Origin of the sequence: Cupriavidus sp. USMAA2-4, assembly GCF_001854305.1 — a bacterium.
Lineage (GTDB): Bacteria > Pseudomonadota > Gammaproteobacteria > Burkholderiales > Burkholderiaceae > Cupriavidus > Cupriavidus malaysiensis.
In genome coordinates this window covers 3167276-3192577 of the sequence record NZ_CP017749.1, presented here as the reverse complement: position 1 = coordinate 3192577, position 25302 = coordinate 3167276, and the positions used below count along the sequence as shown (strand labels likewise).

The following is a 25302-nucleotide window of genomic DNA, read 5'->3' as shown; positions in this document are numbered from 1 at the left end:
TGCCGGCCGCGCCGGCCCGTGGGCGTGGCATGGCCGCGCCACGCGGGCGAAAACCGCACGCCACATCAGGGTTTCCCCTTGTCGGCAGCGCGCCGCGGCAGTAAGGTGCGGGATCCGGCCGCGCGTGCGCGGTCTCCGCCCCGAATCCCTGCCCCCATGAATTCCCCCCTGAAAAGCGACCGCGACCGCAGCATCATGCTCTGGGTGGTGGCCGTCGGCTTCTTCATGCAGACGCTCGACTCCACCATCGTCAACACGGCATTGCCGGCCATGGCCCGCAGCCTCGGCGAGAGCCCGTTGCGCATGCAGTCGGTGATCATTGCCTATTCGCTGACCATGGCCGTCATCATCCCGGCCTCCGGCTGGCTGGCCGACCGCTTCGGCACGCGCACCATCTTCCAGACGGCGATCGTGCTGTTCGTGGCCGGCTCGGTGCTGTGCGCCTACTCGAGCCAGCTGGCGTGGCTGGTGGCGGCGCGGGTGATCCAGGGGGTAGGCGGCGCCATGCTGCTGCCGGTGGGGCGCCTGGCCGTGCTGCGCACCTTCCCGCGCGACCAGTACCTGCGGGCGCTGAGCTTCGTCGCCATCCCCGGCATGGTCGGGCCGCTGATCGGGCCCACGCTGGGCGGCTGGCTGACCCAGGCGCTGTCGTGGCACTGGATCTTCCTGATCAACGTGCCGGTCGGGCTGGCGGGCGGCATCGCCACGCTGCGCTATATGCCCAACAGCAAGCTGGCGGGCCTGGGTGGCTTCGACCTGGGCGGCTATGTGTTGCTGGCCACGGCCATGGTGACGCTGTCCTTCTCGCTGGACGGCCTGGCCGAGCTGGGCTTCCAGCATGCCACCGTGCTGATGCTGCTGATCGGCAGCATGGCGGCGCTGACCGCCTATGTGCTGCACGCCGGGCGCAAGAGCCAGCCGCTGTTCCCGCTCAAGCTGTTCCACATCCATAGCTTCAGCGTCGGGCTGCTGGGCAACCTGTTCGCGCGCATCGGCAACGGTGCCATGCCTTTCCTGATCCCGCTCACGCTGCAGCTCAGCCTGGGCTATTCGCCGCTCGACGCGGGCCTGATGATGCTGCCGGTCACCGCCGCCGGCATGCTGTCCAAGCGCATCGCCACCAACTTGATCGAGCGCCATGGTTACCGGCGCGTGCTGGTGGCCAATACCTTCACGGTCGGCCTGGCGATGGCCTCGTTCGCGCTGATCTCTCCGGCCCAGCCGCTATGGCTGCTGTTGCTGCAGCTGGCGGTGTTCGGCGCCGTCAACTCGGTCCAGTTCACTGCCATGAATACCGTCACGCTGAAGGATCTCGGCAGCGCCGGCGCCAGCAGCGGCAACAGCATGCTGTCGATGGTGCAGATGCTGTCGATGAGCCTGGCGGTGACCTCGGCCGGTGCCTTGCTGGCCACCTTCCAGCAGGTGTTCGGCGCCCACGGCCTGACCGGCGTGCTGCCGGCCTTCCATGCCACCTTCGTCTGCGTGGGGCTGATCACGTCGGCATCGGCCTGGATCTTCCTGCAACTGTCGCCGGAAGTGCGCCGGCATGCCGGCGAGCCAGCCCAGCCGGGCGACGAAGTGCTGCACTAGGCCGCATTCAGGCTGCATCGTTCCGGCGCGGCCGTCACGGCAGCAGGTGGCGCTGGAAGAAGGCCGTGATCTTGTGGTGAGCCTCGGCGACCTCGGCGCGGTCGAAGCCCGGCGGATCGTTCAGCAGTTCGCCGACGAGCCCATGCAGCCCGGGTGGCGGCGGCGACAGCAGCGCGCCGTGGCCGCCGTCGGGCAGGTCGGCCAGGTGCTCGCAGGTCTGGCAGGTCGCCAGCACCTGGTCGGCGTGGAAGCGCGGCGTCAGCCAGAGGTCCCGTCCGGCGGTGACGAGGCCGAGCGGCACCGCCGGCCGCACCAGCGAGTCCATGTCGAAGTCGGCCGCGGCCGGTACGCCCGCCACCACCGCCGCGATGCGCGGATCGTGATCGACGCGCGGGGCGTCGTCGTCGAAGCGGAAGTGGATCACGCGCAGGGCCAGCCATCGTTTCAGGCCGTCGAGCGGCCCGCCGGTCTGCTCGGTGATCAGGCCGACGCAGGACTGGAAATCCTCGGCGATATGCGCGTCGCAGTGCCGCGCGAAGCGGGCCGGCGACCAGCGCCCGCCGGCCAGGCTCAGGGCGGTGTGGCCGCCGGCGGACATGCCGAACATGCCGACCTTGTCCAGGCGCAGCAGCGGCGCGAAGCGCGGATCGTGCCCGACCGCGTCGATGGCGCGCGACACTTCGGCGGGGCGGATGGTCCAGCTGTCGGGGCCCGGGTCGCTGGGATCGAGATAGTTATCGGCGTGGTGCAGCGGCATGGCGACCACGAAGCCGGCCTCGACCAGTTCGCGTGCCAGGTCGGCATGCACCCAGGGGGCGCCGCCGGAGCCGTGCGAGATCACCACCAGGCGGCCGTTGCCGGGCACCGGGTGGCCGTCGGCCGCCACATCCAGCACGAAGCGCCCGCGCGGCTCGGGCCGGCTGGCGCTGTCGGACGGGTAACAGATCGTGACCGGCCCTTCCTGCGCCGTGGCCGGCAGCTCGGTCAGCCCCATCGATGCGTGCGCCAAGCCGCACAGCCATGCCAGCACCAGGCCGGCCCAACGTAAACCTTGCATGGAAACCCTCGTCAAATCGTCAAGAAGTGAAGGCGGGGCTCCGGCGCTTGCCGGAGACTGTCGTCCCGCCGAGGGAAGCATGGCCGGGCGCGGCGCCGCCGTCTCGCCGAAAGCCGCAGGCGGCTGGTGCGCGGCTGGCCGATTTCAGGAATCGGCCAGCTTCTGGCGCCGGTATTCGCTCGGCGTGGCGCCGGTGGCGGCCTTGAAGGCACGGTTGAACGGGCCGATCGACTGGAAGCCGGCTTCCAGCGCGATGGTCAGCACGGGCAGGGCGCGCAGGGCGGGATCGCTGAGCGCGGCCTGCGCTTCCCGCAGGCGGAAGCCGTTGACGAAGGCGCTGAAGTTGCGGTAGCCGAGACGCTGGTTGATGGCGCGGCGCAGGCGGTACTCCGGCACCGCCAGCCGGGCGGCCAGGCTGGCCACGCTGAGCTGCTCGCTGCGGTAGGCCTGCTCGTCGGCCATCAGCCGCAGCAAGGCGTTCACCAGTGCCTGTTCGGCCGCGTCGGCCGCGTTGGCCTGGCCGTTGCCGGCCGCCAGGGCTTCGGCAGGAGAGGGCGTGGGCGGGGGCGTTTCGGGCCGGGCGGGCGTGGCGTCGGCCGCCGTGTGACTGGGCGGCGGTGGGGGCGCTGGCAGCGGTCCGGGCTCCGGGGGCGCCATGGCGCGGGCCGAAGGAAACAATTCCGTCGCCGTCATGCGCAGCATGCTGCACGCCAGCGGTGCCACGATGCACAACAGCAGCGCGGTGTCGAGCGTCGCGCCGGCGTCCGAGAGCCGGCCATCGGGCGATGCGAGCCGGGCGGCAAGCTGCAGCAGGGTGTAGGCGACGCCGGCAATCACGATGAAGGCACGCAGCCGGCGCCTGCCCTCGATCAGGTCGCCGCGCCAGCCCTTCGCGGCGGCGATCATCGTCAGCACGGCGAACAGTCCCGGCAAGACGCGCTGCAGGGCCGTCGTGAAGGGCGCGATGGCCGAGCCGCTATGCGCCAGCACCGCGCAGTTCAGGGTGCCGAGCCCGGTCGCGGCGGCCCAGGCAAGCGCATGGACGGGGCGGAAGGCGAAACCGTCGTCGAAGAGCGCCTGCACGAAGATCCAGAGCAGCGCGGCATTGCCCACCGCGATGCCGACCAGCGGTGCCTGCCAGAGCCGCGGCGCCGACTGCTCGAACCAGGGCATGCTGCTCGCAACCTGCACGGCCAGGCCGGCGGCCAGTGCCGCGGCTGCGCGTGCCGCGGGCAGGGCCGGGCGGTCGCGCCCTAGCAGCGCGGCCAGCAGCGCCAGCAGGGCCAGTACCATGCCGCGCAGCATGGCATCGAACAGAGGGATAGGTAGTGACATCGTCATCGGGGGCTGGCCAGGGCCGGGCAGCCCGGCGTGGACCTCGCCAAGCTAGCGTGATGGCGTAGCAGTCGGGTGACCGGCATTCTCGCACGAAGGCGGGCAAAGTCGTGCTCCAGGGAGCCCTGGGTGGCCCTGGGTGCGGTGGGTGGCGAGATTGCGGGTCTTTCCTTATGGCCGGCCCCGATTCCTGGCCGGTGGGCGGATGCGGGTAGGTGGCGGTAGATGTGTGAGAGATCCCCGAGCCCGTAGTCCGGCAGGTGCGCAAGACTCCCACGGCGGCTGTTGAGAATGCGCTATAGCCGATTCCGCGTCGACGATCTGGATGGATTGAAAGCCGACCTGCTGGCCATCAGGGATGTCGTGCTCCGGCCCGATGCCGTGGCGAGCATCAGCGAACCCATGAAAGACGATGCGCAGTACGTCGGCGTCGTCGCGCTGTTCCGGGATAGCGGCAAGAGCGGGGTGTGGAAGCTGCTGATCCCCAGGAAGCAGTGGAAGTCGACGGATCCGGTGAAGATCGTCGCGAACGACAACGTCTTGGAACTGGTCGGCGCCAAGCCGGAACCTGTCAAGCCGCAGGCGCCGCAGCAGAGCGCGCCGAATGCGCAGAAGGGGGCGCCGGCCGCGGACGGCGCGAAGGGGTGACGCATCGGGAACCGGACGCCATGGCCAGGCAGGGGACGACCGAAGGCCGGCGGCGGCCCAGGCGGCGTAGCTGCCGGCACATGGCGGCCCGATGTCCAACGCTGGGACTCGTCGGGCGGATGAAAAGTTATGGAAATCGGCTGAAAACTCAATTTACATGACTTCCTGTGACGGATACAGTGGCCCCCATCGATGCCCCACGGAGACATGAACGTCATGGAAAAGCTCGCCCAGTACCGGCGTCCCTATTGGGATACCCAGCCGGAGTACCGCTTCGATCCCTATGCCTCGACCCAGCTGCGCTCGCCGGCCCAGCCGCTGGTGGCGCTGCCGCAGACCCTGTCCGAGGTGACTGGTCCCGCCTACGGCGCGGAGTTCGTGCGCGCCGGTGACAACGACCTCACCGCCGGCCATGCCGGCGAGCCGCTTGGCGAGCGCATCCTGGTCAGCGGGCGTGTGCTTGACGAGAACGGTCGTCCGGTACCCGACGCGCTGATCGAGATCTGGCAAGCCAATGCCGCCGGCCGCTACCTGCATAAGCGCGACCAGCACGACGCGCCGCTCGATCCCAACTTCAGCGGCCAGGGCCGCGTGGTCACCGACGCCCATGGGCGCTACCAGTTCAAGACCATCAGGCCCGGCGCCTATCCCTGGCGCAACCACCACAACGCCTGGCGGCCACAGCACATCCATTTCTCGCTGTTCGGCAATGCCTATGCGACGCGCCTGGTCACGCAGATGTACTTCCCGGGCGATCCGCTGCTGCCCTTCGATCCGATCTTCAACTGCGTGCCCGACGCCAAGGCGCGCGACCGCCTGATCGCCGCCCTGGACTGGGAGACCACGCAGCCCGAGTACGCCCTCGGCTACCGTTTCGATATCGTGCTGCGTGGCCGCGATGCCACGCCGATGGAGTAAGCCATGTTGTACGCCACCGCATCCCAGACCGTCGGTCCTTACCTGCATATCGGCCTGGAAGGCCTGTACTGCGAAGACCTGACCGCCCAGGCGCCGTCGCTGGAAGGCCGCCGCATCGTCATCGAGGGCCGCGTGCTCGACGGTAACGGCGATCCCGTGCCCGATGGCATGGTCGAGATCTGGCAGGCCAATCCGGCCGGCCGCTACCGCCATGCCGAGGACGCACGCGATCTCGAGCTGACGCCGGGGTTCACCGGCTTCGGGCGGGTGCCTACGGGGCCGCAGGGAGAGTTCCGTTTCGTCACCGTCAAGCCCGGCGCGGTGCCCGGGCCGGACGGCAGGCCGCAGGCCCCCCACCTGGTGGTGGCGGTGTTCATGCGCGGTCTGCTCAAGCACCTGACGACCCGCGTCTACTTCCCTGACGAGGCCGAAGCCAACGCGGCGGACTGGGTGCTGTCGAAGGTGCCAGCCGAGCGTCGGCATACGCTGGTGGCACAGCAGGCCGGCCCGGCCCGCTTGCACTGGCAGATCGTGCTGCAAGGCCAGGACGAAACCGTATACTTCGATATCTGATTCACGGCATTGCACTGCGGTACCGCCGCCGTCGAGCGGCGGGCCGCTTTGCTGCTTCAAGCATGCCAACCAAGATGCCCACCGAGCACGCCCCCTCAGCATGCCCACTTCTTCCCGACTGACCGATCCCATGTTCGGCAGCCCCGCCGTGCTGGCCGCCTTCGCGGACACCGCCACGGTAGGCCGCATGCTGGAGGTCGAAGCCGCGCTGGCGCGTGCCCAGGCCCGCACCGGCGTGATCCCGGCCGAGGCGGCGGCGCGCATTGCCGCAGTCTGCGCCGGCGCGCCCGCCGAGGTGATCGACCTCGATGCCCTGGCCGCCGCCGCGGTGGCGGCCGGCAACCTCGCCATTCCCTTTGTGCGCCAGCTCACCGCGCGCGTGGCCGCGCTCGACGAGCCGGCCTCGCGCTATGTGCACTGGGGCGCCACCAGCCAGGACATCATCGACACCGCGATGGCGCTGCAACTGCGCCAGGCGCTGCTGGCGATCGAAGCCGAATTGCTGGCGCTGGGCGATGCCTGCGCCGCGCAAGCGCAGGCGCATCGCGCCACGCCGATGGTGGCGCGCACCTGGCTGCAGCACGCGCTGCCGATGAGCTTCGGGCTCAAGGCCGCCGGCTGGCTCGACGCGCTGCGGCGCGACCTGCTGCGGCTGGAGCGCGCCCGCGCGCAGGCAGCCGCGCTGCAGTTCGGCGGCGCCGCCGGCACGCTGGCCAGCCTGGGCGAGGCGGCGCCGGCCGTGGCGCAGGCCTTCGCCGCCGAGCTGGAACTGGCGCTGCCGGCCTTGCCCTGGCACGCGCACCGTGACCGGTTCGTCGAGGTCGCCGCCGCGCTTGGCATGCTGACCGGCACGCTGGGCAAGATGGCGCGCGATATCTCGCTGCTGATGCAGACCGAGGTGGCCGAGGTGGCCGAGCCCGCCGGGCCCGGGCGCGGCGGTTCCAGCACCATGCCGCACAAGCGCAATCCGGTCGGCTGCGCCGCCGTGCTGACCGCCGCCGTGCGCGTGCCGCCGCTGGTGGCGACGCTGCTGGCCGGCATGGTGCAGGAGCACGAACGCGCGCTGGGCGGCTGGCAGGCCGAGTGGGACACCCTGCCGCAGATCGCCGCGCTGGCCGCCGGGGCCCTGCGCCAGATGCGCGAAGTGGTGGCCGGCCTGCAGGTGGATGCGGCGCGCATGCGCGCCAACCTCGACCTGACCCACGGCCTGATCCTGGGCGAGGCGGCCATGCTGGAGCTGGGCGGACGCATCGGCCGCCTGCCCGCCCACCACCTGGTCGAGGCGGCCTCGCGCCGCGCCGTGGCCGAGGGCCTGACGCTGCGCGAGGCGCTGGCGCGGACCCTGGCCGACAGGGCGGACACGCCGGACGCGCCGGACACCGCGCCACTGCTGGATGCCGAGGCCCTGGATCGCCTCAGCGACCCGGCCAACTACGCCGGCCAGTCGGCCGCCTTCGCCGATGCGGCGGTGCAGGGCTGGCGCGAGGCCGTGGCGGCACGCGGACGCTGATGCCGACGCGGCGGCGGCCGCGCCGCCGTCCACCTTATATGCTTGATCGAACCGCCGGCCTCACGCGCCGGCGGCATGCTGTTCTCAGGAGACCGTCTTGCCCTATCTCGACCACGCCGGCGTCCGGCTCTACTACACCCTCGAAGGCCCGGCCGCCGCGCCGGTGCTGATCTTCTCGAATTCGCTCGGCACCGACCACGGCATGTGGCAGCCGCAGGCCAGCGCACTGGCCGGCCGCTTCCGCGTGCTGCGCTACGACACGCGTGGCCACGGCCAATCGGGCATGCCGGCGGCGCCGTTCACGGTGGCCGAGCTGGGGGCGGATGTGCTGGCCCTGATGGATGCGCTCCATATCCGCCGCGCGGCGTTCTGCGGCCTGTCGATGGGTGGCCTGACCGGCATGTGGCTGGGCGTCAACGCGCCGCAGCGCTTCACGCAGATCGTGCTGGCCAACACCGCCCCCAAGATCGGCAGCGCCGACATGTGGAACGCGCGCATCGACGGCGTCATGCGCGATGGCATGGCAGCGCTGGTCGACGGTTCGCTGCAGCGCTGGTTCACGCCGGACTTCGTGGCCGGCGCCGGCGACAGCCTCGATGACCTGCGCGCGGTGCTGGCCGGGCTCGACCCGCGCGGCTACGCCGCCAACTGTGCCGCCGTGCGCGACGCCGACCTGCGCGAAGCGGTCAAGACCATCCCGGTGCCGGTGCTGGTGATCGCTGGCAGCGCGGATCCATCCACCACCGCCGCGCAGGGGCGGGAGCTGGCCGAGGCGATTCCCGGCGCGCGCTACCGGGAGCTGGCCGCCGCCCACTTGTCGAACCGCGAGCAGCCGGAGCGTTTTACCGAAGCCCTGGTGGAATTCCTTGGCAGCGGGCGCGCCGCCCGCCTGGACGACGGCGCGCGCTATGCGGCCGGCCTGGGCGTGCGCCGCGCGGTGCTGGGCAGCGAGCACGTCGACCGCTCGCTGGCGCGGCTGACGCCGCTCAACGAGGAGTTCCAGGACCTGATCACGCGCTACGCCTGGGGCGAGATCTGGACGCGCGAAGGCCTGCCGCGCCATACCCGCAGCCTGCTGACCATCGCCATGATGGTGGCGCTCAACCGCAACGAAGAACTGCGGCTGCACCTGCGCGCCGCGGCCAACAACGGCGTGACGCCGGACGAGATCAAGGAAGTGCTGCTGCAGACCGCCATCTATTGCGGCGTGCCGGCGGCCAATTCCGCCTTTCACATGGCGGGCGAGATTCTCGGCGACGATGCAGGCTGAGGGAGCCAGCCGAAGGCGCAGGCTGAAGGGGACACGCTGAGGCGCGGGCGAGGGCGGCGCGCCGGCGCTGCCCGTACCCACCGCGCTCAGTCCGGCTCAAGCGGCACGAAGATGCGCGTGCCGCCGCGCTGGATCAGCAGCGCCACCCGCTTGCCGGCCTGCGCGGCCAGTTCGCGCAGCTGTGCGCCGCTGGCCACCGGCGTGCCGTTCAAGGCGAGGATCACGTCGCCGGCCTCGATGCCGGCCTGCGCCGCCGCGCCCGCCGCCTGTTCCACCACCAGCCCGCTGTCGAGGCCGCCCTGGCGCCGTTCGCCCGGGGTCAGGGGCCGCACCGTGATGCCCAGGCTGGAGCCGGAGCCCGGCATGGCCGGCGCCGCCACCTCGGTCAGCTTGCCGATCTCGATCGGCAGGTTCAGCGCCTTGCCCTTGCGGTAGAGCTTCAGCGTGGTGCGCGTGCCGGGGGCGATGTCGGCCACCTGCTCGGGCAGGTCGGCCGAATGCTCGATGGTGCGCTCGCCCAGTTGCACGATCACGTCGCCCGCCTGCACGCCGGCCTTGGCCGCGGGGCTGTCGGCGTCGACCATATTGACCAGGGCACCGGCCGGGCGCGGCAGTCCGAAGGACTGCGCCAGCGCCTGGCTGACCTCCTGCACCGCCAGGCCGATATGCCCGCGCGTGACGCTGCCATGGGCGATCAGCTCGTTCTCGACGCGGGTGGCGATGTCGATCGGGATGGCGAAGGAGAGGCCCTGGTAGCCGCCGGTCTCGCTGTAGATCTGCGAGTTGATGCCGATCACCTCGCCGTACTGGTTGAACAGCGGACCACCGGAGCTGCCCGGGTTGACCGCGGCGTCGGTCTGGATGAAGGGCACGTAGTTCTCTTCCGGCAGCGAGCGCGACTTGGCGCTGACGATGCCGGCGGTGACGGTGTTCTCGAAACCGTAGGGCGAACCGATCGCCAGCACCGGCTCGCCCACGCGCACGCGCGAGGCATCGCCGAGCTTGACGGTGGGCAGGCCGGTGGCGTCGATGCGCAGCACGGCGACGTCGCTGGGGCTGTCCACGCCGACCACCTTGGCCTTGAACTCGCGCCGGTCGATCAGCTTGACGGTGACGTCCTGCGCATCGGCGACCAGGTGGGCGTTGGTCAGCACCAGGCCGTCGGCGCTGACGATGAAGCCGGAACCCTGGCCCTGCACGAAGGACGGCTGGTCCTGGCCAGGCGGCCGCTGCGGCGGGCCGAAGCGGCGGAAGAACTGGTTGAAGGGGTCGTTGGAATTGCCGCTGGCCGGCCCGTCCTGGGTGTCCTGCGCATCGTCATCGTCCGCCTTGTCCTGGCTGGTGACACTGATATTGACCACGGCCGGCCCGTACTGCTCGACGATGGCGGAGAAATCCAGCGGCGCGCCGGGGCCGCGCGCCGGGGAGCCGGACTGGGCCGATGCCGCGGCAGGCAGGGCGGGCTCGTGGCGCAGGTAGGCCACGCCGCCGACGGCGACGGAGAGCGCGGCGGCGGCGGAAGCGTAGCGCACGAAGGCGGGGCGGATCATGGCGGGTCGTATGTGACGAAAGGAGCAGGTGGCGCATCGGGCATAGGCTGGCGCCGCATGGCTAGCCTAATCGGCAAGTCTTAAGCCAGCCTTAAGCCCGGCAACGGTGTAGAGGATGGGGGGCGTTGCCTGCACGGCCCCGCCTCACCGGCGTGCGGGGCGGAAAAACGACCCGCCGCGGCGGTGGACCAGCGTGCCGGGCAGCACACTGTTGAGCGCCTGCATGCGCAGCGGCTGGCCGGGCCGGTGCGCGTGGAGGGCAGGTGGGAAGGGGGGGAAGGGGGGGAAGGGGCGGGCGAGAGCCCGCGGAAAGGCAGAAAGTCAGGCCGCTTCGTCCACCTGCAGTTCCGCCAGCAGCTTCTTCAACTCGGGCACGCAGGACCCGCAGTTGCCGCCGGCCTTGACGCAGGCGGTGACCTCCGCCGGTGTCTTCAGCCCGTGCCGGCGCACCGCGTCGCAGAGGGTGTTGCGCCCGACGCCGAAGCAGGAGCAGACGGTCGGTCCGGCATCGGCGCCCTTTTCCAGTGGTTGGCCCAGCAGCAGCGCGATGCGGTCGGCATCTTCAAGGGCGTCCTGGCCGAACAGCGTGGCCATCCAGGCGCGCGAGGGCAGGTCGGAACGGGTGCTGACATAGAGGCAGCTTTCCAGGCGCTCGCCGACCACATGGGCGGCATGGTAGATGCCGGCGCTGCGGTCTTCGTACTCGATCCAGTCGGCCTCGTCATCCACGACACCCAGCAACGCGCGCGCCCAGGCGCCGCGCTCGGCCACGTTGTCGCGCCCGGCGAACTCGTAGCGCTGGAAGGCCTTGCCCTGCACCCGCGTCCAGTAGGTGAGCGGATCGAGCGGCAGGGGCCGCCGGCTGAGCACGAAGCCATGCCAGTTGACGCGGAATTCCTCCACCCGCACCGGGGTGTGCTTGAACTCGGGTTCGCCGGAGACGGGGTCCACCACGGGATTGACCAGAGCGCCGACACGGGCGTCGGAGCTGAACTGGTCGTTCCAGTGGATGGGGATGAAGATGCTGCCGCGCGGGATGCCGCCGCCGTGGCGCACGCGCGCGACCATGGCGCCCCAGCGGCTCTGGATGCGTGCCAGGCGGCCTTCGCCGACGCCGGCCAGCAGGGCATCCTGCGGGTGCATGTCGACGAAGGGCTCAGGCAGGTGCTCGCCCAGCCGGGCCGCGCGGCCGGTACGCGTCATGGTGTGCCACTGGTCGCGGACCCGGCCGGTGTTGAGGATCAGCGGAAACGCCTGGTCCGGCGCGTTGGCCGGCGCGCGCGGCGCGGTGGCCACGAAGCGGGCGCGGCCGTCGGCGTGGGCGAAGCGGCCGCCGGCGAACAGGCGCGCCGTGCCGGCCGGCGGAACTGCCCCGTCGGTTGCCGCCGGCAGCGGCCACTGCACCGGCGCGAGGGCGTCATAGGCCTGGCGCGAGAGGCCGGCCAGGCCGCCGATGTCGAACACGCGCGGCACCCCGTCGGGGCCGTCGTGGTTGCGCCAGGCGCTCAGGCGCGCATGCTCGTCGAAGATCTCGTGCGGGCCGCTGTAGTCGAAGCCGGCGAACCCCATGCGGCGCGCCACTTCGCAGATCACCTGCCAGTCGGCGCGCGCTTCGCCGGGCGCGGCCAGGAAGGCGCGCTGGCGCGAGATGCGGCGTTCGGAGTTGGTCACCGTGCCGTCTTTCTCGCCCCAGCCGAGCGCGGGCAGCAGCACGTGCGCGCAGGCATTGGTGTCGGTGCGCTCGATGATGTCGGAGGCCACCACCAGTTCGCAGCGCTGCAGCGCGCGCCGCGCCCGGTCGGCGTCGGGCAGGCTGACCAGCGGATTGGTGGCCATCACCCACACCGCCTTGACGCGGCCGGTCTCGATGGCATCGAACAGCTCCACCGCCTTCAGCCCCGGACGCTCGGCCAGGGCCGGTGCCTGCCAGAAGGCGCGGACCAGCTCGCGGTGGCCGGCATCGCCGAGTTCCAGGTGGGCGGCCAGCATATTGGCCAGGCCGCCTACCTCGCGCCCGCCCATGGCGTTGGGCTGGCCGGTCAGCGAGAACGGCCCGGCGCCCGGTTTGCCGACGCGCCCGGTCAGCAGGTGGCAGTTGATCAGGCTGTTGACCTTGTCGGTGCCGGACGAGGACTGGTTCACGCCCTGCGAGAAGGCTGTGACCACCTTGGGCGTCTCGGCGAACCAGCGGTAGAAGGTCAGCAGGTCCTGTTCGTCGAGGCGGCAGGCGCGTGCCACCTCGGCGGGATCGGCGCCGCCCGCGCGCGCGGCGGCGAGCGCCGTCTCCAGCCCCGCGGTATGGGCTTCGACGAAGGCGGCATCGGCGGCGCCGTGGTCGACCAGCCAGGCCAGCAGGCCGTTGAACAGGCGCACGTCGGTGCCGGGCTTCAGCGCCAGGTGCAGGTCGGCCAGCTCGCAGGTGGCGGTGCGGCGCGGATCGATCGCCACGATGCGCAGTTGCGGGCGGGCCTCCTTGGCGCGTGCCAGGCGCTGGTAGAGGATGGGATGGCACCAGGCGGCGTTGGAGCCGACCAGCACCACCAGGTCGGCCAGTTCCAGGTCTTCATAGCTGCCCGGCACCAGGTCTTCGCCGAAGGCGCGCTTGTGGCCGGCCACCGCCGAGGACATGCACAGACGGGAATTGGTGTCGATGTTGGCGCTGCCGATGCAGCCCTTCATCAGCTTGTTGGCGACGTAGTAGTCCTCGGTCAGCAACTGTCCGGAGACGTAGAGGGCGACCGCGTCCGGGCCGTGGCGCGCGATCACGTCGGCGAAGCCGCGCGCCACCGCGTCGAGCGCTTCGTCCCAGCCGGCCCGGCGCAGGCCGCCGTCGGGCGTGCGCAGCTGCGGCGCCAGCAGGCGCCCCTCCAGGCCGAGCGTTTCGCCCAGCGCCGAGCCCTTGACGCACAGCCGGCCCTGGTTGGCGGGGTGGGACGGATCGCCGCCGACCTCGATGCGTCCGTCGGCCTGCAGGGTGGCACGCACGCCGCAGCCGACGCCGCAATAGGGGCAGGTGGTGGCGACCGCCGCGCCGGCGTCGGCGGAGGCAGCCGGGCCGGTGGCGGTGGCCACGACGGGGATGTCGGAGAGATTCACGCTGTCTGTCTACCTGTCTACCTGTCTGTCTACCTGATGGGGGCGTGCCGGCGACTGCCGCACGGCTACGCGGGCAGTGCCTCGCACTGGGCGCGGCCGAACAGCAGCCGCTGTCGCATCGCGCCGACGCTGGCGCGGCGCTGGATCAGGTCGAAATACCAGGGGCCGTCCTGCACGTCGCCGTACAGCACGGCACCCACCAGGCAGCCGTCCTCCAGTACCAGCCGCTTGTACACGCCGCGCCGGGGGTCGCGCAGCACCAGGTTCTCGCTGGCTTCGCCGCCGAGGAAATCGCCGGCCGAGTACAGGTCGACGCCGGTCACCTTGAGCTTGGTGGCGGTGGCCTGCTGGATGTAGCGGCGGTGCCCGGCGCCGGCAAGGTGGGCGGCGCACACGCGCGCCTGGTCCCAGATCGGCGCGACCAGGCCGAAGGTGGCGTTGCGGTGCTGCACGCATTCGCCGACGGCATAGATGCGCGGGTCATAGGTCTGCAGCGTGTCGTCGACCAGGATGGCGCGCTCGCAGCGCAGTCCGGCGGACTGCGCCAGGGCGGTGTTGGGGCGGACGCCGGCGGTCATCACCACCAGGTCGGCCGGGATCTGGCTGCCGTCCTGGAAGCACACGCCGGTCACGCGCTCCTCACCCAGGATGCCGCTGGTGCGGGCATCGAGCAGGAAGCGCAGGCCGCGCCGCTCCAGCGCCTGCTTGAGCAGGGCCGAGGCGGGTTTGTCGAGCTGGCGCTCCATCAGGCTGTCGGTGGCGTGCACCACGGTCACCTCCATGCCCTGGCGCAGCAGGCCGTTGGCCGCCTCCAGGCCGAGCAGGCCGCCGCCGATCACCACCGCGTGCCGGTGGCGGCGCGCCGCCGCCAGCATCTGCTCGACGTCATGGATGTCGCGGAAGGCGATCACGCCCTCCAGCCGGTGTCCGGGCACCGGCAGGATGAACGGCTTGGAGCCGGTGGCCAGCAAGAGCCTGTCATAGCGCACTGCGCGGCCGGACTCGGCGCGCACCAGGCGGCGCGGGCGGTCGATGGCCACCACCGGGTCGCCCGCCAGCAGCTCGATGCCATGCTGCGCGTACCACTCGGGCGTGTTGAGCATGATGTCGTCGACCGTCTTCTCGCCCGCGAGCAGCGGCGACAGCAGGATGCGGTTGTAGTTGCCGTGCGGCTCGGCGCCGAACACCGTGATGTCGTACAGGTCCGGCGCCAGCCGCAGCAGTTCCTCGACCGTGCGCATGCCGGCCATGCCGTTGCCGACCACCACCAGCCGGGGTTTGGCGGGGGAAGTCATGCCGCCAGCTCTTCGGCTTCGGCTTCGCGCGCCACCGCCGCGGCGGCGACCCAGACCTTGCCGCCGTAGACACGCGCCGGGTAGGCATCGACCGAGTGCTGCGGCGCCTCCAGGCATTCCCCTGTGCGCAGGTCGAAATGGTGCTTGTAGATCGGCGACGCCACCACCAGGTGCTCGCCGAGATTGCCCACCAGTCCGCGCGACAGCACCGCGGCCTGGGCGTTGGGGTCGTAGTTGTCGAGGGCGTAGACTTCCTCGCCGCGCCCGATGCGGAACACGGCGATCTGCTGGCCATCGACCAGGGCGCAGACACCAGTATTGGGCACGATCTCGCGCAGGGTGCAGACGGCGGTCCAGGTTTCCGCTTGATGGGTATGGCTCATCACGTTCTCCTTGATTTCATGCTGCATTGGCGGGCACGGCGACCACGGGGATGTGGCTCACGCGGGAACGCTGCAATTTCCGTTCCTCCGGCGTGGCGGGGCGGATCTGGCCGCGCTCTTCCATGAAGACCAGGTTGTCGTCGCGGTGATCGCTGTTGACGAAGTGGCGGAAGCGGCGGCGCGTTTCCGGATCGGTCACGGCGCGCTTCCATTCATCCTCGTAGGTATCGACCACGTGCTGCATCTCGGCTTCCAGTTCGGCGCCGAGGCCGAGCTTGTCGTCGACCACCACGGCCTTCAGGTAGTCGAGCCCGCCTTCCAGGTTGTCGCGCCAGACGCTGGTGCGCTGGAGGCGGTCGGCGGTGCGGATGTAGAACATCAGGAAGCGGTCGATGTAGCGCATCAGGGTGTCGCGGTCGAGGTCGCCCGCCAGCAGTTCGGCATGGCGCGGCTTCATGCCGCCGTTGCCGCATACGTACAGGTTCCAGCCGCGCTCGGTGGCGATCACGCCGACGTCCTTGCCTTGCGCCTCGGCGCACTCGCGCGTGCAGCCGGACACGCCGAACTTGATCTTGTGCGGGGCGCGCAGGCCCTTGTAGCGGTTCTCCAGCGCGACCGCCAGGCCGACCGAGTCGTCGACGCCATAGCGGCACCAGGTCGAGCCCACGCAAGACTTCACCGTGCGCAGCGACTTGCCGTAGGCGTGGCCCGACTCGAAGCCCGCGGCGATCAGTTCTTCCCAGATCCGCGGCAGTTCTTCCAGGCGCGCGCCGAACATGTCGACACGCGCGCCGCCGGTGATCTTGGTGTACAGGCCATACTTCTTGGCGATGCGGCCGACTGCGATCAGGCCGTCCGGCGTGACCTCGCCGCCGGGCATGCGCGGCACCACGGAATAGGTGCCGTCCTTCTGGATGTTGGCGAGGAAATAGTCGTTCGAATCCTGCAGGCCGGCGTGCTCTTCCTTCAGCACGAAGTCGTTCCAGCACGAGGCCAGGATGCTGCCCACCGCCGGCTTGCAGATGTCGCAGCCCAGGCCCTTGCCGTGGGCAGCCAGCAGGTCGTCGAATGACTTGAACTTGCCGACCCGCACCAGGTGGTAGAGCTCCTGGCGCGAGTAGGGGAAGTGCTCGCACAGGTGGTTGCTGACCGCCAGGCCCTGCTTCTGCATCTGCGCCTTCATGATCTGCGTGACCAGCGGCACGCAGCCACCGCAGGCGGTGCCGGCCTTGGTGCAGGACTTGAGCGCGCCGATGCTGGTGGCGCCGTCGCTGACGGCGGCGCAGATCTCGCCCTTGCTGACGTTGTTGCAGGAGCAGATCTGGGCGCCGTCGGGCAGCGCGTCGGCGCCGAGCGCGGGGCGCGCCTTGCCGTCGGCGGCGGGCAGGATGAGGAATTCAGGCGATTCCGGCAGCTCGATGCGGTTGAGCATCATCTGCAGCAGGGTGCCGTACTCGGCCGCGTCGCCGACCAGCACGCCGCCCAGCAGGTGCTTGCCGCACTCGGACACGACCAGCTTCTTGTAGACCTGCTTGCGCTCGTCGGCGAAGTGGTAGGCGCGGCTGCCCGGCACCTGGCCGTGCGGGTCGCCGATGCTGGCCACGTCCACGCCCATCAGCTTGAGCTTGGTGCTCAGGTCGGCCCCGGCGAACGACGCCGCCTCGCCGCGCAGCTGGCGCGCCACCACGCGCGCCATGTCGTAGCCCGGCGCGACCAGGCCGAATAGCTTGCCCTGCCACAGTGCGCATTCGCCGATGGCGTAGATATGCGGGTCCGAGGTCAGGCACTGGTCGTCGATGGCGATGCCGCCACGCTCGCCGACACGCAGCCCGGCGGCGCGCGCCAGTTCGTCGCGCGGGCGGATGCCGGCCGAGAACACGATCATGTCGGTGTCGAGGTGGCTGCCGTCGGCGAAGCGCATGCGATGGGTGCCGTGCTCGCCGTCGACGATCTCCAGCGTGTTCTTGCCGGTGTGGACCGTCACGCCGAGCGCCTCGATCTTCTGGCGCAGCATGCGGCCGCCGCCGTCGTCGACCTGCACCGCCATCAGGCGCGGGGCGAACTCCACCACATGGGTCTGCAGGCCCATGTCGCGCAGCGCCTTGGCGCATTCGAGGCCGAGCAGGCCGCCGCCGATCACCACGCCGGAGCGGGCGTGGGCGCCGCGGGCCTGCATCGCTTCCAGGTCTTCGATGGTGCGGTAGACGAAGCAGTCGCGGCGGTCCTTGCCGGGCACCGGCGGCACGAAGGGGTAGGAGCCGGTGGCCAGCACCAGCTTGTCATAGTGCAGGGTCTCGCCGCCGGCCGTGGTGACCGTGCGCGCGGCGGTATCGATGGCGGCGGCACGGTCATTCAGGCGCAGCAGCATATTGCCGTGCTCGGTGAAGAAGCCCGGCGCCACCAGCGAAAGGTCGTCGGCAGACTTGCCCGAGAAGAACTCGGACAGGTGCACGCGGTCGTAGGCGGGGCGCGCTTCCTCGCACAGTACCGTCACCGTGAGGTCCTGGGCGCCGGACTCGGCCAGGCATTCCAGGAACTTGTGGCCGACCATGCCGTGTCCGATGACGATGATATTCATGATGCTTTCCTTGCTGGGGCGATCCGGTGGCGGGATTGGGCCTGGGACTGGGGATCGGCTGGCTCAGTTGGCCAGGGCGTTGTCATAGAGGGCTTGTTCGCTGGCCTTGTGGTCGGCGCTGAAGCGGATAGCGATGGCGCACAGGGCGGCGCCGACCGCGACCAGGCCGAGCACCGACAGCGTCAGCTGCAGGTTGCCCAGGCCCTTGAGCAGGAAGCCGGCCGCGACCGCGCCGACGTTGCCGCCCGCGCCGATGATGCCGGCCACGCCGCCGAGCGCCTTGCGGTCGATGAAGGGCACCAGCGCATAGGTGGCACCGCAGGCCATGTGGGTGAACAGGCCGAAGGCGAGCATGGCGGCCAGTGCCAGCGCGAAGTGGTCGGCGTGGGCGAACCACAGCAGCCCCAGGCCTTCGCCGAGGATCAGCACGAACAGCAGCGTGGTGCGTGCGTCCAGGCCGCGGCGCCGCGCCACCTTGTCCGACAGCCACCCACCCAGGGCACGGGCGAACAGGGCAAGCAGGCCGAAGCTGGCGGCGGCCATGCCGGCGCTGCCGAGCGACAGGCCGAAGCGGTCGACGTAGTAGCTCGCGGCCACGTTGTGGATGAACAGCTCCACGCCGAAGCAGGCGCCATAGGTGATGAACAGCAGCCACACGCGGTAGTTGGCGCTGGCGGCGCGGAAGCTGTCCCAGCCGCCCTTCTTGCCGCTGTCGATGGCGATGCCGCGGGCGCGCAGTTCGGCGTAGTTGCCTTGCGGGCAATCCTGGGCGTAGCGCCAGTAAAGCGCGGCCATGGCCAGCATCAGCACGCCCGGCACCAGCAGCGCGAGGCGCCAGCCGAGCGCATGGTCCACGCCCAGCATCAGCACGGCGGCCAGCAGCAGCGGCATCGCGCCCTGCGCCACGCCGCCGCCGGCATTGCCCCAGCCGGCGCTGGCGGCGTTGGCGGTGCCGACCACGTTGGGCGCGAACATCACCGAGGTGTGGTACTGCGTGATGACGAAACTGGCCCCGACCGCGCCGATCAGCAGGCGGAACACCAGGAAGGTCTCGTAGTTGCGGGCCAGCGCCACGCCCAGCACCGGGATGGCGCCGAGTGCCAGCAGCGCGGTATAGGTCTTGCGCGGGCCGAAGCGGTCGCACATCGGGCCGATCACCAGCCGCACGAGGATGGTGACGGCCACCGCGGCGATATTGATATTGGCGATCTGCGCCGGGGTCAGGTGGAACTCACCCTTGAGCACCGGCATCAGCGGCGCGCAGGCGAACCAGGCGAAGAAGCAGACGAAGAAGGCCATCCAGGACAGATGGAAGGCGCGCATCTGCGGGGTGCGCAGGCTCAGCAGTTCGATGCGGGTGGCTTTGCCGTTCATGGGCGGGCTCCGGAAAACAAAAGGCGTCCCGCGAACCGGTCGCAGACCGGTCCAGGGGACGCCGTTGTCCTGACGCCGGCCACATGGGATGGCCGGCGCGCTGTTTGTCAGGCGAACCGCCGTTGGCCCGCCTGCGTTCCATTACGCAAGCGCTGTGCCAGGGACTGCAAGTGCCTTATCGGTTGTTTTCCACCGAAGGAGGTGCGCGCCACTGGCGCCGCCATCCGCTTGCCGCGGCGCATCATGCGCCATGCCGGGGAATTGGCGGGAGGGGGCGGGAGGGGGCGGGAGGGGCCGCACGCGAATGGTGCGGCGCAATGCATCAAGCGGGTGCCGTGCCGGCGCCGGCTCAGGCGGCCGGCGGCATGTCGGCGGCGTCGGCGGCGCCGGAGGTGGTAGTGCGGGTGGCGGTGCGCGGAATGCGCTGGACCGCGATGTCCGACGGCGAGACCGGCTCGCCCGTATCGTCCACCAGGGCGGCATGGACGGGCCGGCCGCTCGTGCGTGCGCGCAGCACCACCGGTCCCTGGCCATCCGGACTGAGGTGGGCATCCCCCCATTGCATCAGGCCGACCAGCACCGGCAGCAACTCGACGGCGGCGCGTGTCGGGCGATATTCGAAGCGCTCGCGCGCGCCGGGCTCGCGGTAGCCGACGCGGCGCAGGATGCCGGCGTCCGTCAGGGTCTTCAGGCGTGCCGACAGCACTGCCGGCGAGCATTGCAGGCGTTCGAGGAAGTCGTCGAAACGCCGGATGCCGTGGAAGACATCGCGCAGGATCAGCATCGTCCACTTCTCGCCGATCAGCGCGAGCGTGGCCGCGATGGAGCATTGGTCAAGGACAGGGTCGCGCGGTTTCATGATGAGATCAGCATAGCATGCTGACTTCATTTGCAAAACTCAGGTTCTCCCCTATACTCTGAATACGTTTTGTGTAGTCAGGAGTCGCCATGTCTTTCACCGCTTCCCTCGCTCGCGCGGATGCTGCCACGATGGCGGATGGCGGGGTGCCGCCCCTGGCAGTTCAGGAGTGGGTCCTGCGGGACGGTGTGCGGTTGGCGGTGCGCCCGGCCACCACGGCGGACGGGCCCGCGTTGCGTGCCTTCGTCGATGGCCTGTCACGGGAAAGCCGCTACTTCCGCTATCTGACCGGCGGACGCGTGGCCGAGCCGGTCCTCGAGAGCTTCCTGGCCTCGGCCACCGATGGCGGCGTGGCGATGCTGGTGCTGGTGGACACGGACCAGGGCGAGCGCATCGTCGCCAACGGCCAGTACGTGGTCAACCAGGACACGGCGGAGTTTGCCGTTGCCGTCGATGACGACTGGCAGGGCAAGGGCCTGGGCCGCCGCCTGATCGGCAAGCTGCGAGAACTGGCGCGCAGCGCCGGCCTGCATCGCATGCGCGGCGACGTCCTCAGCGAGAACCGCCGCATGCTGGCCCTGCTGCGCGACTGCGGTTTCCATCTGCGCCGCAATCCCGAGGACAGCATGCTGCACCTGGTCGAGGTCGCGCTGGACCGTGCGGAGGAGTCCGGCGGGGCACGTGCGCCGGCGGCGGGGCCTTCGCTCTCGCGTTGAGCCAGCCTGTCAGTCGGCGGCCGCAGCCGCGCCACTCGCGCGGCGGGCGGTGGCGGTGGCCCCGACCGAGGCGATGATGATGGCGCCGATGGCCAGCCACTGCCTGCCGCTGAGTTGTTCATGCAGCAACGCCAGGCCGGCGAGCGCACCCATGGCCGGTTCCAGGCTCAACAGGATGCCGAAGGTGCGTGGCGGCAGCCGCTTCAGCGCCACCATCTCCAGCGAATAGGGCACCGCGCTCGACAGCAGGCCGACAGCCAGCCCGGCGGCGAGCAGCGGCGGGCTCAGCAAGGCGCTGCCCGCGTGAGCCACGCCGAAGGGCGCCACCACCAGCGCCGCCATGGTCAAGCCCAGCGACGTGGCCTGGCCGCCATGTGCCTGGCCGGCGCGCTTGCCGAACACGATATAGAGGGCCCAGCCAACCCCGGCGGCCAGCGCGAAGGCCATGCCGGTAGGGTCCAGCCGTGCGGCGGCGGCATCCAGCGGCAGCAACAGCACCAGCCCGAGCAGGGCGCATGCGATCCAGACGAAATCGAGCGCGCGCCGCGACGACAACACCGCCACGGTCAGCGGCCCGGTGAATTCGATGGCGATGGCCAGCCCCAGCGGAATGGTGCGCAGGGACAGGTAGAACATCAGATTGGTGGCGCCCAGGGCGGCGCCGTACAGCGCTATCGCGCGTGCGTGCGCGGCGCTCAGGGGGAAGCGCCAGGGCCGCCATACCGTCAGCAGGATCAGGGCGGAGAACCCGACCCGCAGCGTGGTGGTGCCCTGCGCGCCCAGGGCCTGGAACAGGCTCTTGGCGAACGAGGTGCCGAGGCACAGGGAGGCCATGGAACCCACCAGGGCGAGCACGGCGATGGCAGTGCCATGGTTGGAGTCGGTGGTGCGGGGACTGGACACTTCGGTTCGGCTTGGGACGCGGAAAGTGAAAAGCGGGGTGGCCCGCGCGGGCGGGGCTGCCGCATCTTGCCCGATCCTGGTGCGGCTGGCTAGCGAGGGCGGGTGAGGCCGTGGGAGACCGGCTGTGGCCGCGGCAGGCCGTCGCTCCTTGCGTCCCGCGCGCGGGACGCTATGGTGGAAGGTGCCCGGCCGCGCGTCGGCGGGAACGGCCGGGCGGTCCTGGCGACCGGCCCGGGGGAACAACCCTGCCGGCACGCACCGGGTGCGGGCGGCAGCAGAGCGGGGAGGGTGGACGATGCAAGCAGGTGAATCCTTGCGCGGCGTGGTCATCACCGGTGCGGCGGGCGCGCTCGGTCGCGCGGTAGCAGCGCGCTTTGCCCGGGAAGGGGCGCGGCTGGCACTGATCGACCGGGAACTGGCGCCGCTGCAGGCGGCCTTCGGTGGCATGGGTGGCACACCGCCGCCGCTGCTGCACGCGGCCGACGTGACCTCGCCCGACGCCATGGCACAGGCGGCCGGTGTCATCCTCGGCGCGCTCGGCCAGGTCGACGTGCTGGTGCACGTAGCGGGCGGCTTCGAGATGGGCGAGCCCGTTCACGCGCTGAGCCGTGCTGCCTGGCAGCGCATGATGGACCTCAATGCCTGGTCGCTGGTGGCGGTGACCGGCCCGTTCCTGCCGCCGATGCTGGCGCGCGGCAGCGGCCGGGTGGTGGCGGTATCGGCGCGCTCGGCGGCGGCCGGGGTGGCCGGCATGTCGGCTTACTGCGCGTCGAAAAGCGCGCTGCAGCGCTTGGTGGAGAGCCTGTCGCAGGAGGTGCGCGGCGCCGGCGTCCATGTCAACAGCGTCGCTCCCAGCGTGCTGGACACGCCGGCTAACCGGCAGGCCATGCCGGACGCGGATCCGTCCGCCTGGGTGTCGACCGCACAGGCGGCGGAGGCGATCGCCTTTCTGGCCTCCGCCGCGGCCGATGCCGTGCACGGCCGCCACCTGGTGCTCGACGGGTTGAGCTGAGCCCAGCGGCGCGGCCGGCACCGCGAGGCGCGGGCCGCAGGCCGCTCGGACAGCCATTCAAGCGGCCGCGTCGTTGGCGGCCATGATGGACCGGCGCGGCCGCGCGGGACCGCCTTGCTTGGCATCGTAGAGCCCGCGGTCGGCGCGCGCATAGGCTTCGTCGAAGGTCTCGCCCAGGCGGAACCGCACGGCGCCGATGCTGAGCCGCAGTGGCTGCCCGTCGGGCAGGTGCACGCAGGCGGCGAGCTGGTGCAGGCGCGCCGCCATCTCATGCACGGCCTCGGCCTCGGGCGAACCGACCAGCACGGCAAACTCGTCCCCGCCCAGTCGGCCCGACAGGCCGTCGGCACCGGCCAGCGCGCGCAGCAGGGCGCCGAGTTCGCGCAGCACCTGATCGCCGGCAAGATGGCCGAAACGGTCGTTGACCTCCTTGAAACGATCGACGTCGAGCAGCATCAGTGCCAGTGGCTGGTCCTGCAGCGCGGCGTGCGCCAGCCAGCCCGCGGCGGTCGCCTCGAAATGGGAGCGGCTCGCCACTCCGGTGAGGCTGTCGGTATTGGCGCGGAACTCGAGCTGCTGCTGCACCAGCAGCAGCTTTTCCTGCTGTTCCGTGTGCAGGAAGATCAGCATGGCGCAGACGAAGGCGAAGTTGGCGACCTGCCCCGCCAGCGTCAGCAGCAGCGCATCGGGGATGGCGGCCACCGGCGAAGCGGTATCACTGTAGGCCAGCCGTCCCAGGCGCTCCAGGCAGGTCAGCAGCAGCACGATCAAGGCGCCCTGGAACAGGCGCCGCGCCGCGGTCGGCAAGCGGTCGCCGTGCTTGGCGACCACGCTGAACAAGGCCACGCCCTGCAAGGTCAGGCCCGCCGTCACGGCCACGCTGCGTGCCGTATAGCCTGCGTCCGTCACATAGGTGAGCACCCACAGGGAGGCCGCGGCCACGCCCATGGCCCATAGCCACAGGACCTCCGTGCGCGCCGCGCGATGCAGGAAGTCGTTGAGTCCCGCGCCCAGCAGCGGCAGGGAAAAGAACAGCAGGATGTTCGACAGCGACAGCACCAGCCAGCGCGGCAGCACCGGCGTCGTCAGCAGGATCAGCGTCCCCACCGCCAGCACGACCTCGTTCCACAGCCACCAGCCGCCGCCGCGCCGTCCGAGGCTGCCCTGCCACAGCGTGAAGACGACCGCCGCAAGCAAGGCATAGCTGATGCCTGCGAACAGCAGCGCCGTGGGGAGGTCCAGCTTGGGCAGCCAGGGGCTCATCGTGGACGGAGGCCTTCCTTTGCGCGCCGGGCCGGCGCAATGTGGCGGTTGTGGCGCCCGCAGGGGCTTGGTGCGGCGAGGGTGGCGGGTCGGCGCGTTCCTTGCGCCGGGCATGCATCACATCGTCGCGATCATGGGATAACCATCGGCGACGCGGGGAATGGCGTCAAGCCCCCCTTTGGCATGGGCCGGGCCGTCCGCCCGGCCGCGCCAGGAGGCGGGGCCGGGATCAGGAGAACCGGCCGGGCAGGCCGGCGGGTTCACGCGCGAATGCCGCGAATGCCTTGAGGAAGGTGCGGCCGCGCCGGGTCAGGCGGGGGAAGGCAGGACCTTGCCGCAGCGGCTCGACGCGCACCAGGTCGTGGCGGATCAAGGCTTCGAGGTCGATCGGATCGAGCTGCAAGGGATCGGGGCGATCCCGCAGCAGCATCAAGGTGGCGATTTCGTGTGGACTCAGCATGTACATCTCCTGGGGGCGGGGAGGGACACGAGAAAGCAAGGGGGAGCACTGAGGCACGGCGCGTCGCACGGGGCGCGCTGCAGTGATGCGTGATGCGCCCGGCGGCCGCTGCGCAAGCCGTCAGTTGTTCAGTTTGACGAGGCGGCGCGGAATCGGTTCATCCAGGCACAGGCCCCGCGGCTGGGAGCACACCACCATTTCGCTTCATGGCTGAACGATGGTCATGCTATCGTTCCGAGCAGCCGGCGGGCGGCACCGGGGCAGATCCCGGCGGCAGCGTCCGCGGGGGACAGGGAGGGCGCGGCCATGCGCTATTCGGAAACACATAAGCGGGACATGCGGGAAAAGCTGCTGGACAGCAGCAGCGCGATTGCCAAGAAGGGAGGCTTCGGCACCACCGGGGTCGATGCCCTGATGAGTGCGATCGGACTGACCGGCGGTGCCTTCTACGGGCATTTCCCCTCCAAGGACGCATTGTTCGCTGCCATCGTCGCGCGGGAACTGGAACATAGCGCGCAGATGCTGGCGGGCGACGAACAGGCACCGCCCGACCACGTGGCGCGCTGCCTGCGGCGCTACCTGAGCGATGGCCATGCCGAACACCCGGAGTCGGGCTGCGTGCTGCCGGCGCTCGGTGCAGAGATCGCGCGCGCCGGCCCTGGCGTGCGGGCCGAAGTGGAGGCCGCGCTGCGCCGCCTGCAGGAAGATTGGCGCGACCGTGTGGGCGATGCGGATGCGGCCTGGGCCCTGCTCGCGCAGTGCGTGGGCGCCATCCTGCTGGCACGGGTGGTCGAGAGCCCGCAGACGCGTCATGAGATCCTCGCCGCCAGCCGGCGCTTCCTGGAAACGGCGATCGATCCCCAACCGGGGCTGGCCGGCCCCTGAGCCGAAGACGGCCGGCTCTCACGGAGG

At 70.7% G+C, this 25302-nt stretch carries 21 protein-coding genes and 1 pseudogene; 9 read left to right on the top strand and 13 right to left on the bottom strand.

Annotation, left to right across the window (positions count from 1 at the left end):
• Positions 1-156 precede the first annotated feature (156 nt).
• Positions 157-1590 carry a multidrug transporter subunit MdtD gene (gene mdtD, locus BKK79_RS33905; RefSeq protein ID WP_071019820.1) on the top strand — a complete coding sequence of 478 codons (1434 nt, stop codon included), beginning with the start codon at positions 157-159 and terminating at the stop codon, positions 1588-1590.
• Positions 1591-1624: 34 nt separating this feature from the next.
• On the opposite strand, the gene BKK79_RS33900 is transcribed toward mdtD, so the two are convergent.
• From BKK79_RS33900 to BKK79_RS41780, 3 genes and pseudogenes are all read right to left on the bottom strand, one after another.
• Positions 1625-2647, bottom strand: a complete 1023-nt coding sequence (locus BKK79_RS33900) for an alpha/beta hydrolase family protein (protein WP_071040034.1) — start codon at positions 2645-2647, stop codon at positions 1625-1627.
• 144 nt (positions 2648-2791) lie between these two features.
• A complete protein-coding gene (locus BKK79_RS33895) occupies positions 2792-3982 on the bottom strand; it encodes a helix-turn-helix domain-containing protein (RefSeq protein WP_232346385.1) in 1191 nt (396 codons plus the stop codon).
• Positions 3983-4179: 197 nt separating this feature from the next.
• Positions 4180-4278, bottom strand: a pseudogene (locus BKK79_RS41780) (type VI secretion system baseplate subunit TssE); the annotation flags it as partial.
• Between BKK79_RS41780 and tssJ the strand changes: the two are divergent.
• The 5 genes from tssJ (at position 4274) to pcaDC (ending at position 8901) form a co-directional block, all read left to right on the top strand.
• Entirely contained in the window at positions 4274-4630 is a 357-nt protein-coding gene (tssJ, locus tag BKK79_RS33890; protein ID WP_084085523.1) for a type VI secretion system lipoprotein TssJ, read from the top strand. The pseudogene BKK79_RS41780 and the gene tssJ sit on opposite strands and share 5 nt — an antisense overlap.
• Before the next feature lie 216 nt (positions 4631-4846).
• A complete protein-coding gene (gene pcaH / locus BKK79_RS33885; protein ID WP_071022510.1) occupies positions 4847-5548 on the top strand; it encodes a protocatechuate 3,4-dioxygenase subunit beta in 702 nt (233 codons plus the stop codon).
• Positions 5549-5551: 3 nt separating this feature from the next.
• Entirely contained in the window at positions 5552-6121 is a 570-nt protein-coding gene (gene pcaG / locus BKK79_RS33880) for a protocatechuate 3,4-dioxygenase subunit alpha (protein ID WP_071040032.1), read from the top strand.
• 100 nt (positions 6122-6221) lie between these two features.
• Entirely contained in the window at positions 6222-7631 is a 1410-nt protein-coding gene (locus tag BKK79_RS33875) for a 3-carboxy-cis,cis-muconate cycloisomerase (RefSeq protein WP_084085521.1), read from the top strand.
• Positions 7632-7728: 97 nt separating this feature from the next.
• Positions 7729-8901: a bifunctional 3-oxoadipate enol-lactonase/4-carboxymuconolactone decarboxylase PcaDC gene (gene pcaDC / locus BKK79_RS33870; protein ID WP_071040030.1), complete on the top strand. Its 1173-nt coding sequence runs from the start codon at positions 7729-7731 to the stop codon at positions 8899-8901.
• A gap of 86 nt (positions 8902-8987) precedes the next feature.
• On the opposite strand, the gene BKK79_RS33865 is transcribed toward pcaDC, so the two are convergent.
• The 7 genes from BKK79_RS33865 to BKK79_RS33835 all read right to left on the bottom strand — a co-directional run bounded on the left by BKK79_RS33865 (position 8988) and on the right by BKK79_RS33835 (position 20036).
• Positions 8988-10451, bottom strand: coding sequence for a Do family serine endopeptidase (locus BKK79_RS33865; protein WP_071040029.1), 1464 nt, complete (start codon positions 10449-10451; stop codon positions 8988-8990).
• Positions 10452-10772: 321 nt separating this feature from the next.
• On the bottom strand, positions 10773-13547 hold the full coding sequence (locus BKK79_RS33860; protein WP_071040028.1) for a nitrate reductase: 2775 nt from the start codon (positions 13545-13547) through the stop codon (positions 10773-10775).
• 65 nt (positions 13548-13612) lie between these two features.
• Positions 13613-14842, bottom strand: coding sequence for an NAD(P)/FAD-dependent oxidoreductase (locus BKK79_RS33855; protein ID WP_071040027.1), 1230 nt, complete (start codon positions 14840-14842; stop codon positions 13613-13615).
• Positions 14839-15225, bottom strand: a complete 387-nt coding sequence (gene nirD, locus BKK79_RS33850; protein WP_071019848.1) for a nitrite reductase small subunit NirD — start codon at positions 15223-15225, stop codon at positions 14839-14841. The genes BKK79_RS33855 and nirD overlap by 4 nt, the downstream gene beginning before the upstream one ends.
• Positions 15226-15241: 16 nt before the next feature.
• Entirely contained in the window at positions 15242-17803 is a 2562-nt protein-coding gene (gene nirB, locus BKK79_RS33845; RefSeq protein WP_071040026.1) for a nitrite reductase large subunit NirB, read from the bottom strand.
• A gap of 63 nt (positions 17804-17866) precedes the next feature.
• Complete coding sequence (locus BKK79_RS33840; RefSeq protein WP_071040025.1) at positions 17867-19177, bottom strand: NarK family nitrate/nitrite MFS transporter; 1311 nt, start codon at positions 19175-19177, stop codon at positions 17867-17869.
• 349 nt (positions 19178-19526) lie between these two features.
• Entirely contained in the window at positions 19527-20036 is a 510-nt protein-coding gene (locus BKK79_RS33835; RefSeq protein WP_071040024.1) for a winged helix-turn-helix transcriptional regulator, read from the bottom strand.
• Between the two features lie 89 nt (positions 20037-20125).
• Between BKK79_RS33835 and BKK79_RS33830 the strand changes: the two genes are divergently transcribed.
• Positions 20126-20752 carry a GNAT family N-acetyltransferase gene (locus tag BKK79_RS33830; protein ID WP_084085517.1) on the top strand — a complete coding sequence of 209 codons (627 nt, stop codon included), beginning with the start codon at positions 20126-20128 and terminating at the stop codon, positions 20750-20752.
• Positions 20753-20761: 9 nt separating this feature from the next.
• Here BKK79_RS33830 and BKK79_RS33825 read toward each other — a convergent pair whose 3' ends face one another.
• A complete protein-coding gene (locus BKK79_RS33825; protein WP_083384792.1) occupies positions 20762-21586 on the bottom strand; it encodes an EamA family transporter in 825 nt (274 codons plus the stop codon).
• Between the two features lie 364 nt (positions 21587-21950).
• On the opposite strand from BKK79_RS33825, the gene BKK79_RS33820 reads away from it, so the two are divergent.
• Positions 21951-22667 (top strand): SDR family NAD(P)-dependent oxidoreductase, encoded by a 717-nt coding sequence (locus tag BKK79_RS33820; protein ID WP_071019860.1) that lies wholly within the window; start codon positions 21951-21953, stop codon positions 22665-22667.
• Between the two features lie 57 nt (positions 22668-22724).
• On the opposite strand, the gene BKK79_RS42090 is transcribed toward BKK79_RS33820, so the two are convergent.
• Positions 22725-23930, bottom strand: a complete 1206-nt coding sequence (locus tag BKK79_RS42090; RefSeq protein WP_071040023.1) for a GGDEF domain-containing protein — start codon at positions 23928-23930, stop codon at positions 22725-22727.
• Positions 23931-24159: 229 nt separating this feature from the next.
• A complete protein-coding gene (locus tag BKK79_RS33810) occupies positions 24160-24390 on the bottom strand; it encodes a hypothetical protein (protein WP_071040022.1) in 231 nt (76 codons plus the stop codon).
• A 336-nt stretch (positions 24391-24726) separates the two neighbouring features.
• Between BKK79_RS33810 and BKK79_RS33805 the strand changes: the two genes are divergently transcribed.
• Entirely contained in the window at positions 24727-25275 is a 549-nt protein-coding gene (locus tag BKK79_RS33805; RefSeq protein ID WP_231908120.1) for a TetR/AcrR family transcriptional regulator, read from the top strand.
• Positions 25276-25302 lie beyond the last annotated feature (27 nt).

What these genes read in the sequence shown, in the direction of transcription:
- mdtD (WP_071019820.1), top strand. Translation starts at nt 157, where the DNA reads ATGAATTCCCCCCTGAAAAGCGACCGCGACCGCAGCATCATGCTCTGG.
- BKK79_RS33900 (WP_071040034.1), bottom strand. Translation starts at nt 2,647, where the DNA reads ATGCAAGGTTTACGTTGGGCCGGCCTGGTGCTGGCATGGCTGTGCGGC.
- BKK79_RS33895 (WP_232346385.1), bottom strand. Translation starts at nt 3,982, where the DNA reads ATGTCACTACCTATCCCTCTGTTCGATGCCATGCTGCGCGGCATGGTA.
- tssJ (WP_084085523.1), top strand. Translation starts at nt 4,274, where the DNA reads ATGCGCTATAGCCGATTCCGCGTCGACGATCTGGATGGATTGAAAGCC.
- pcaH (WP_071022510.1), top strand. Translation starts at nt 4,847, where the DNA reads ATGGAAAAGCTCGCCCAGTACCGGCGTCCCTATTGGGATACCCAGCCG.
- pcaG (WP_071040032.1), top strand. Translation starts at nt 5,552, where the DNA reads ATGTTGTACGCCACCGCATCCCAGACCGTCGGTCCTTACCTGCATATC.
- BKK79_RS33875 (WP_084085521.1), top strand. Translation starts at nt 6,222, where the DNA reads ATGCCCACTTCTTCCCGACTGACCGATCCCATGTTCGGCAGCCCCGCC.
- BKK79_RS33865 (WP_071040029.1), bottom strand. Translation starts at nt 10,451, where the DNA reads ATGATCCGCCCCGCCTTCGTGCGCTACGCTTCCGCCGCCGCCGCGCTC.
- BKK79_RS33855 (WP_071040027.1), bottom strand. Translation starts at nt 14,842, where the DNA reads ATGACTTCCCCCGCCAAACCCCGGCTGGTGGTGGTCGGCAACGGCATG.
- nirD (WP_071019848.1), bottom strand. Translation starts at nt 15,225, where the DNA reads ATGAGCCATACCCATCAAGCGGAAACCTGGACCGCCGTCTGCACCCTG.
- nirB (WP_071040026.1), bottom strand. Translation starts at nt 17,803, where the DNA reads ATGAATATCATCGTCATCGGACACGGCATGGTCGGCCACAAGTTCCTG.
- BKK79_RS33840 (WP_071040025.1), bottom strand. Translation starts at nt 19,177, where the DNA reads ATGAACGGCAAAGCCACCCGCATCGAACTGCTGAGCCTGCGCACCCCG.
- BKK79_RS33835 (WP_071040024.1), bottom strand. Translation starts at nt 20,036, where the DNA reads ATGAAACCGCGCGACCCTGTCCTTGACCAATGCTCCATCGCGGCCACG.
- BKK79_RS33830 (WP_084085517.1), top strand. Translation starts at nt 20,126, where the DNA reads ATGTCTTTCACCGCTTCCCTCGCTCGCGCGGATGCTGCCACGATGGCG.
- BKK79_RS33825 (WP_083384792.1), bottom strand. Translation starts at nt 21,586, where the DNA reads ATGGCCTCCCTGTGCCTCGGCACCTCGTTCGCCAAGAGCCTGTTCCAG.
- BKK79_RS33820 (WP_071019860.1), top strand. Translation starts at nt 21,951, where the DNA reads ATGCAAGCAGGTGAATCCTTGCGCGGCGTGGTCATCACCGGTGCGGCG.
- BKK79_RS42090 (WP_071040023.1), bottom strand. Translation starts at nt 23,930, where the DNA reads ATGAGCCCCTGGCTGCCCAAGCTGGACCTCCCCACGGCGCTGCTGTTC.
- BKK79_RS33810 (WP_071040022.1), bottom strand. Translation starts at nt 24,390, where the DNA reads ATGCTGAGTCCACACGAAATCGCCACCTTGATGCTGCTGCGGGATCGC.
- BKK79_RS33805 (WP_231908120.1), top strand. Translation starts at nt 24,727, where the DNA reads ATGCGGGAAAAGCTGCTGGACAGCAGCAGCGCGATTGCCAAGAAGGGA.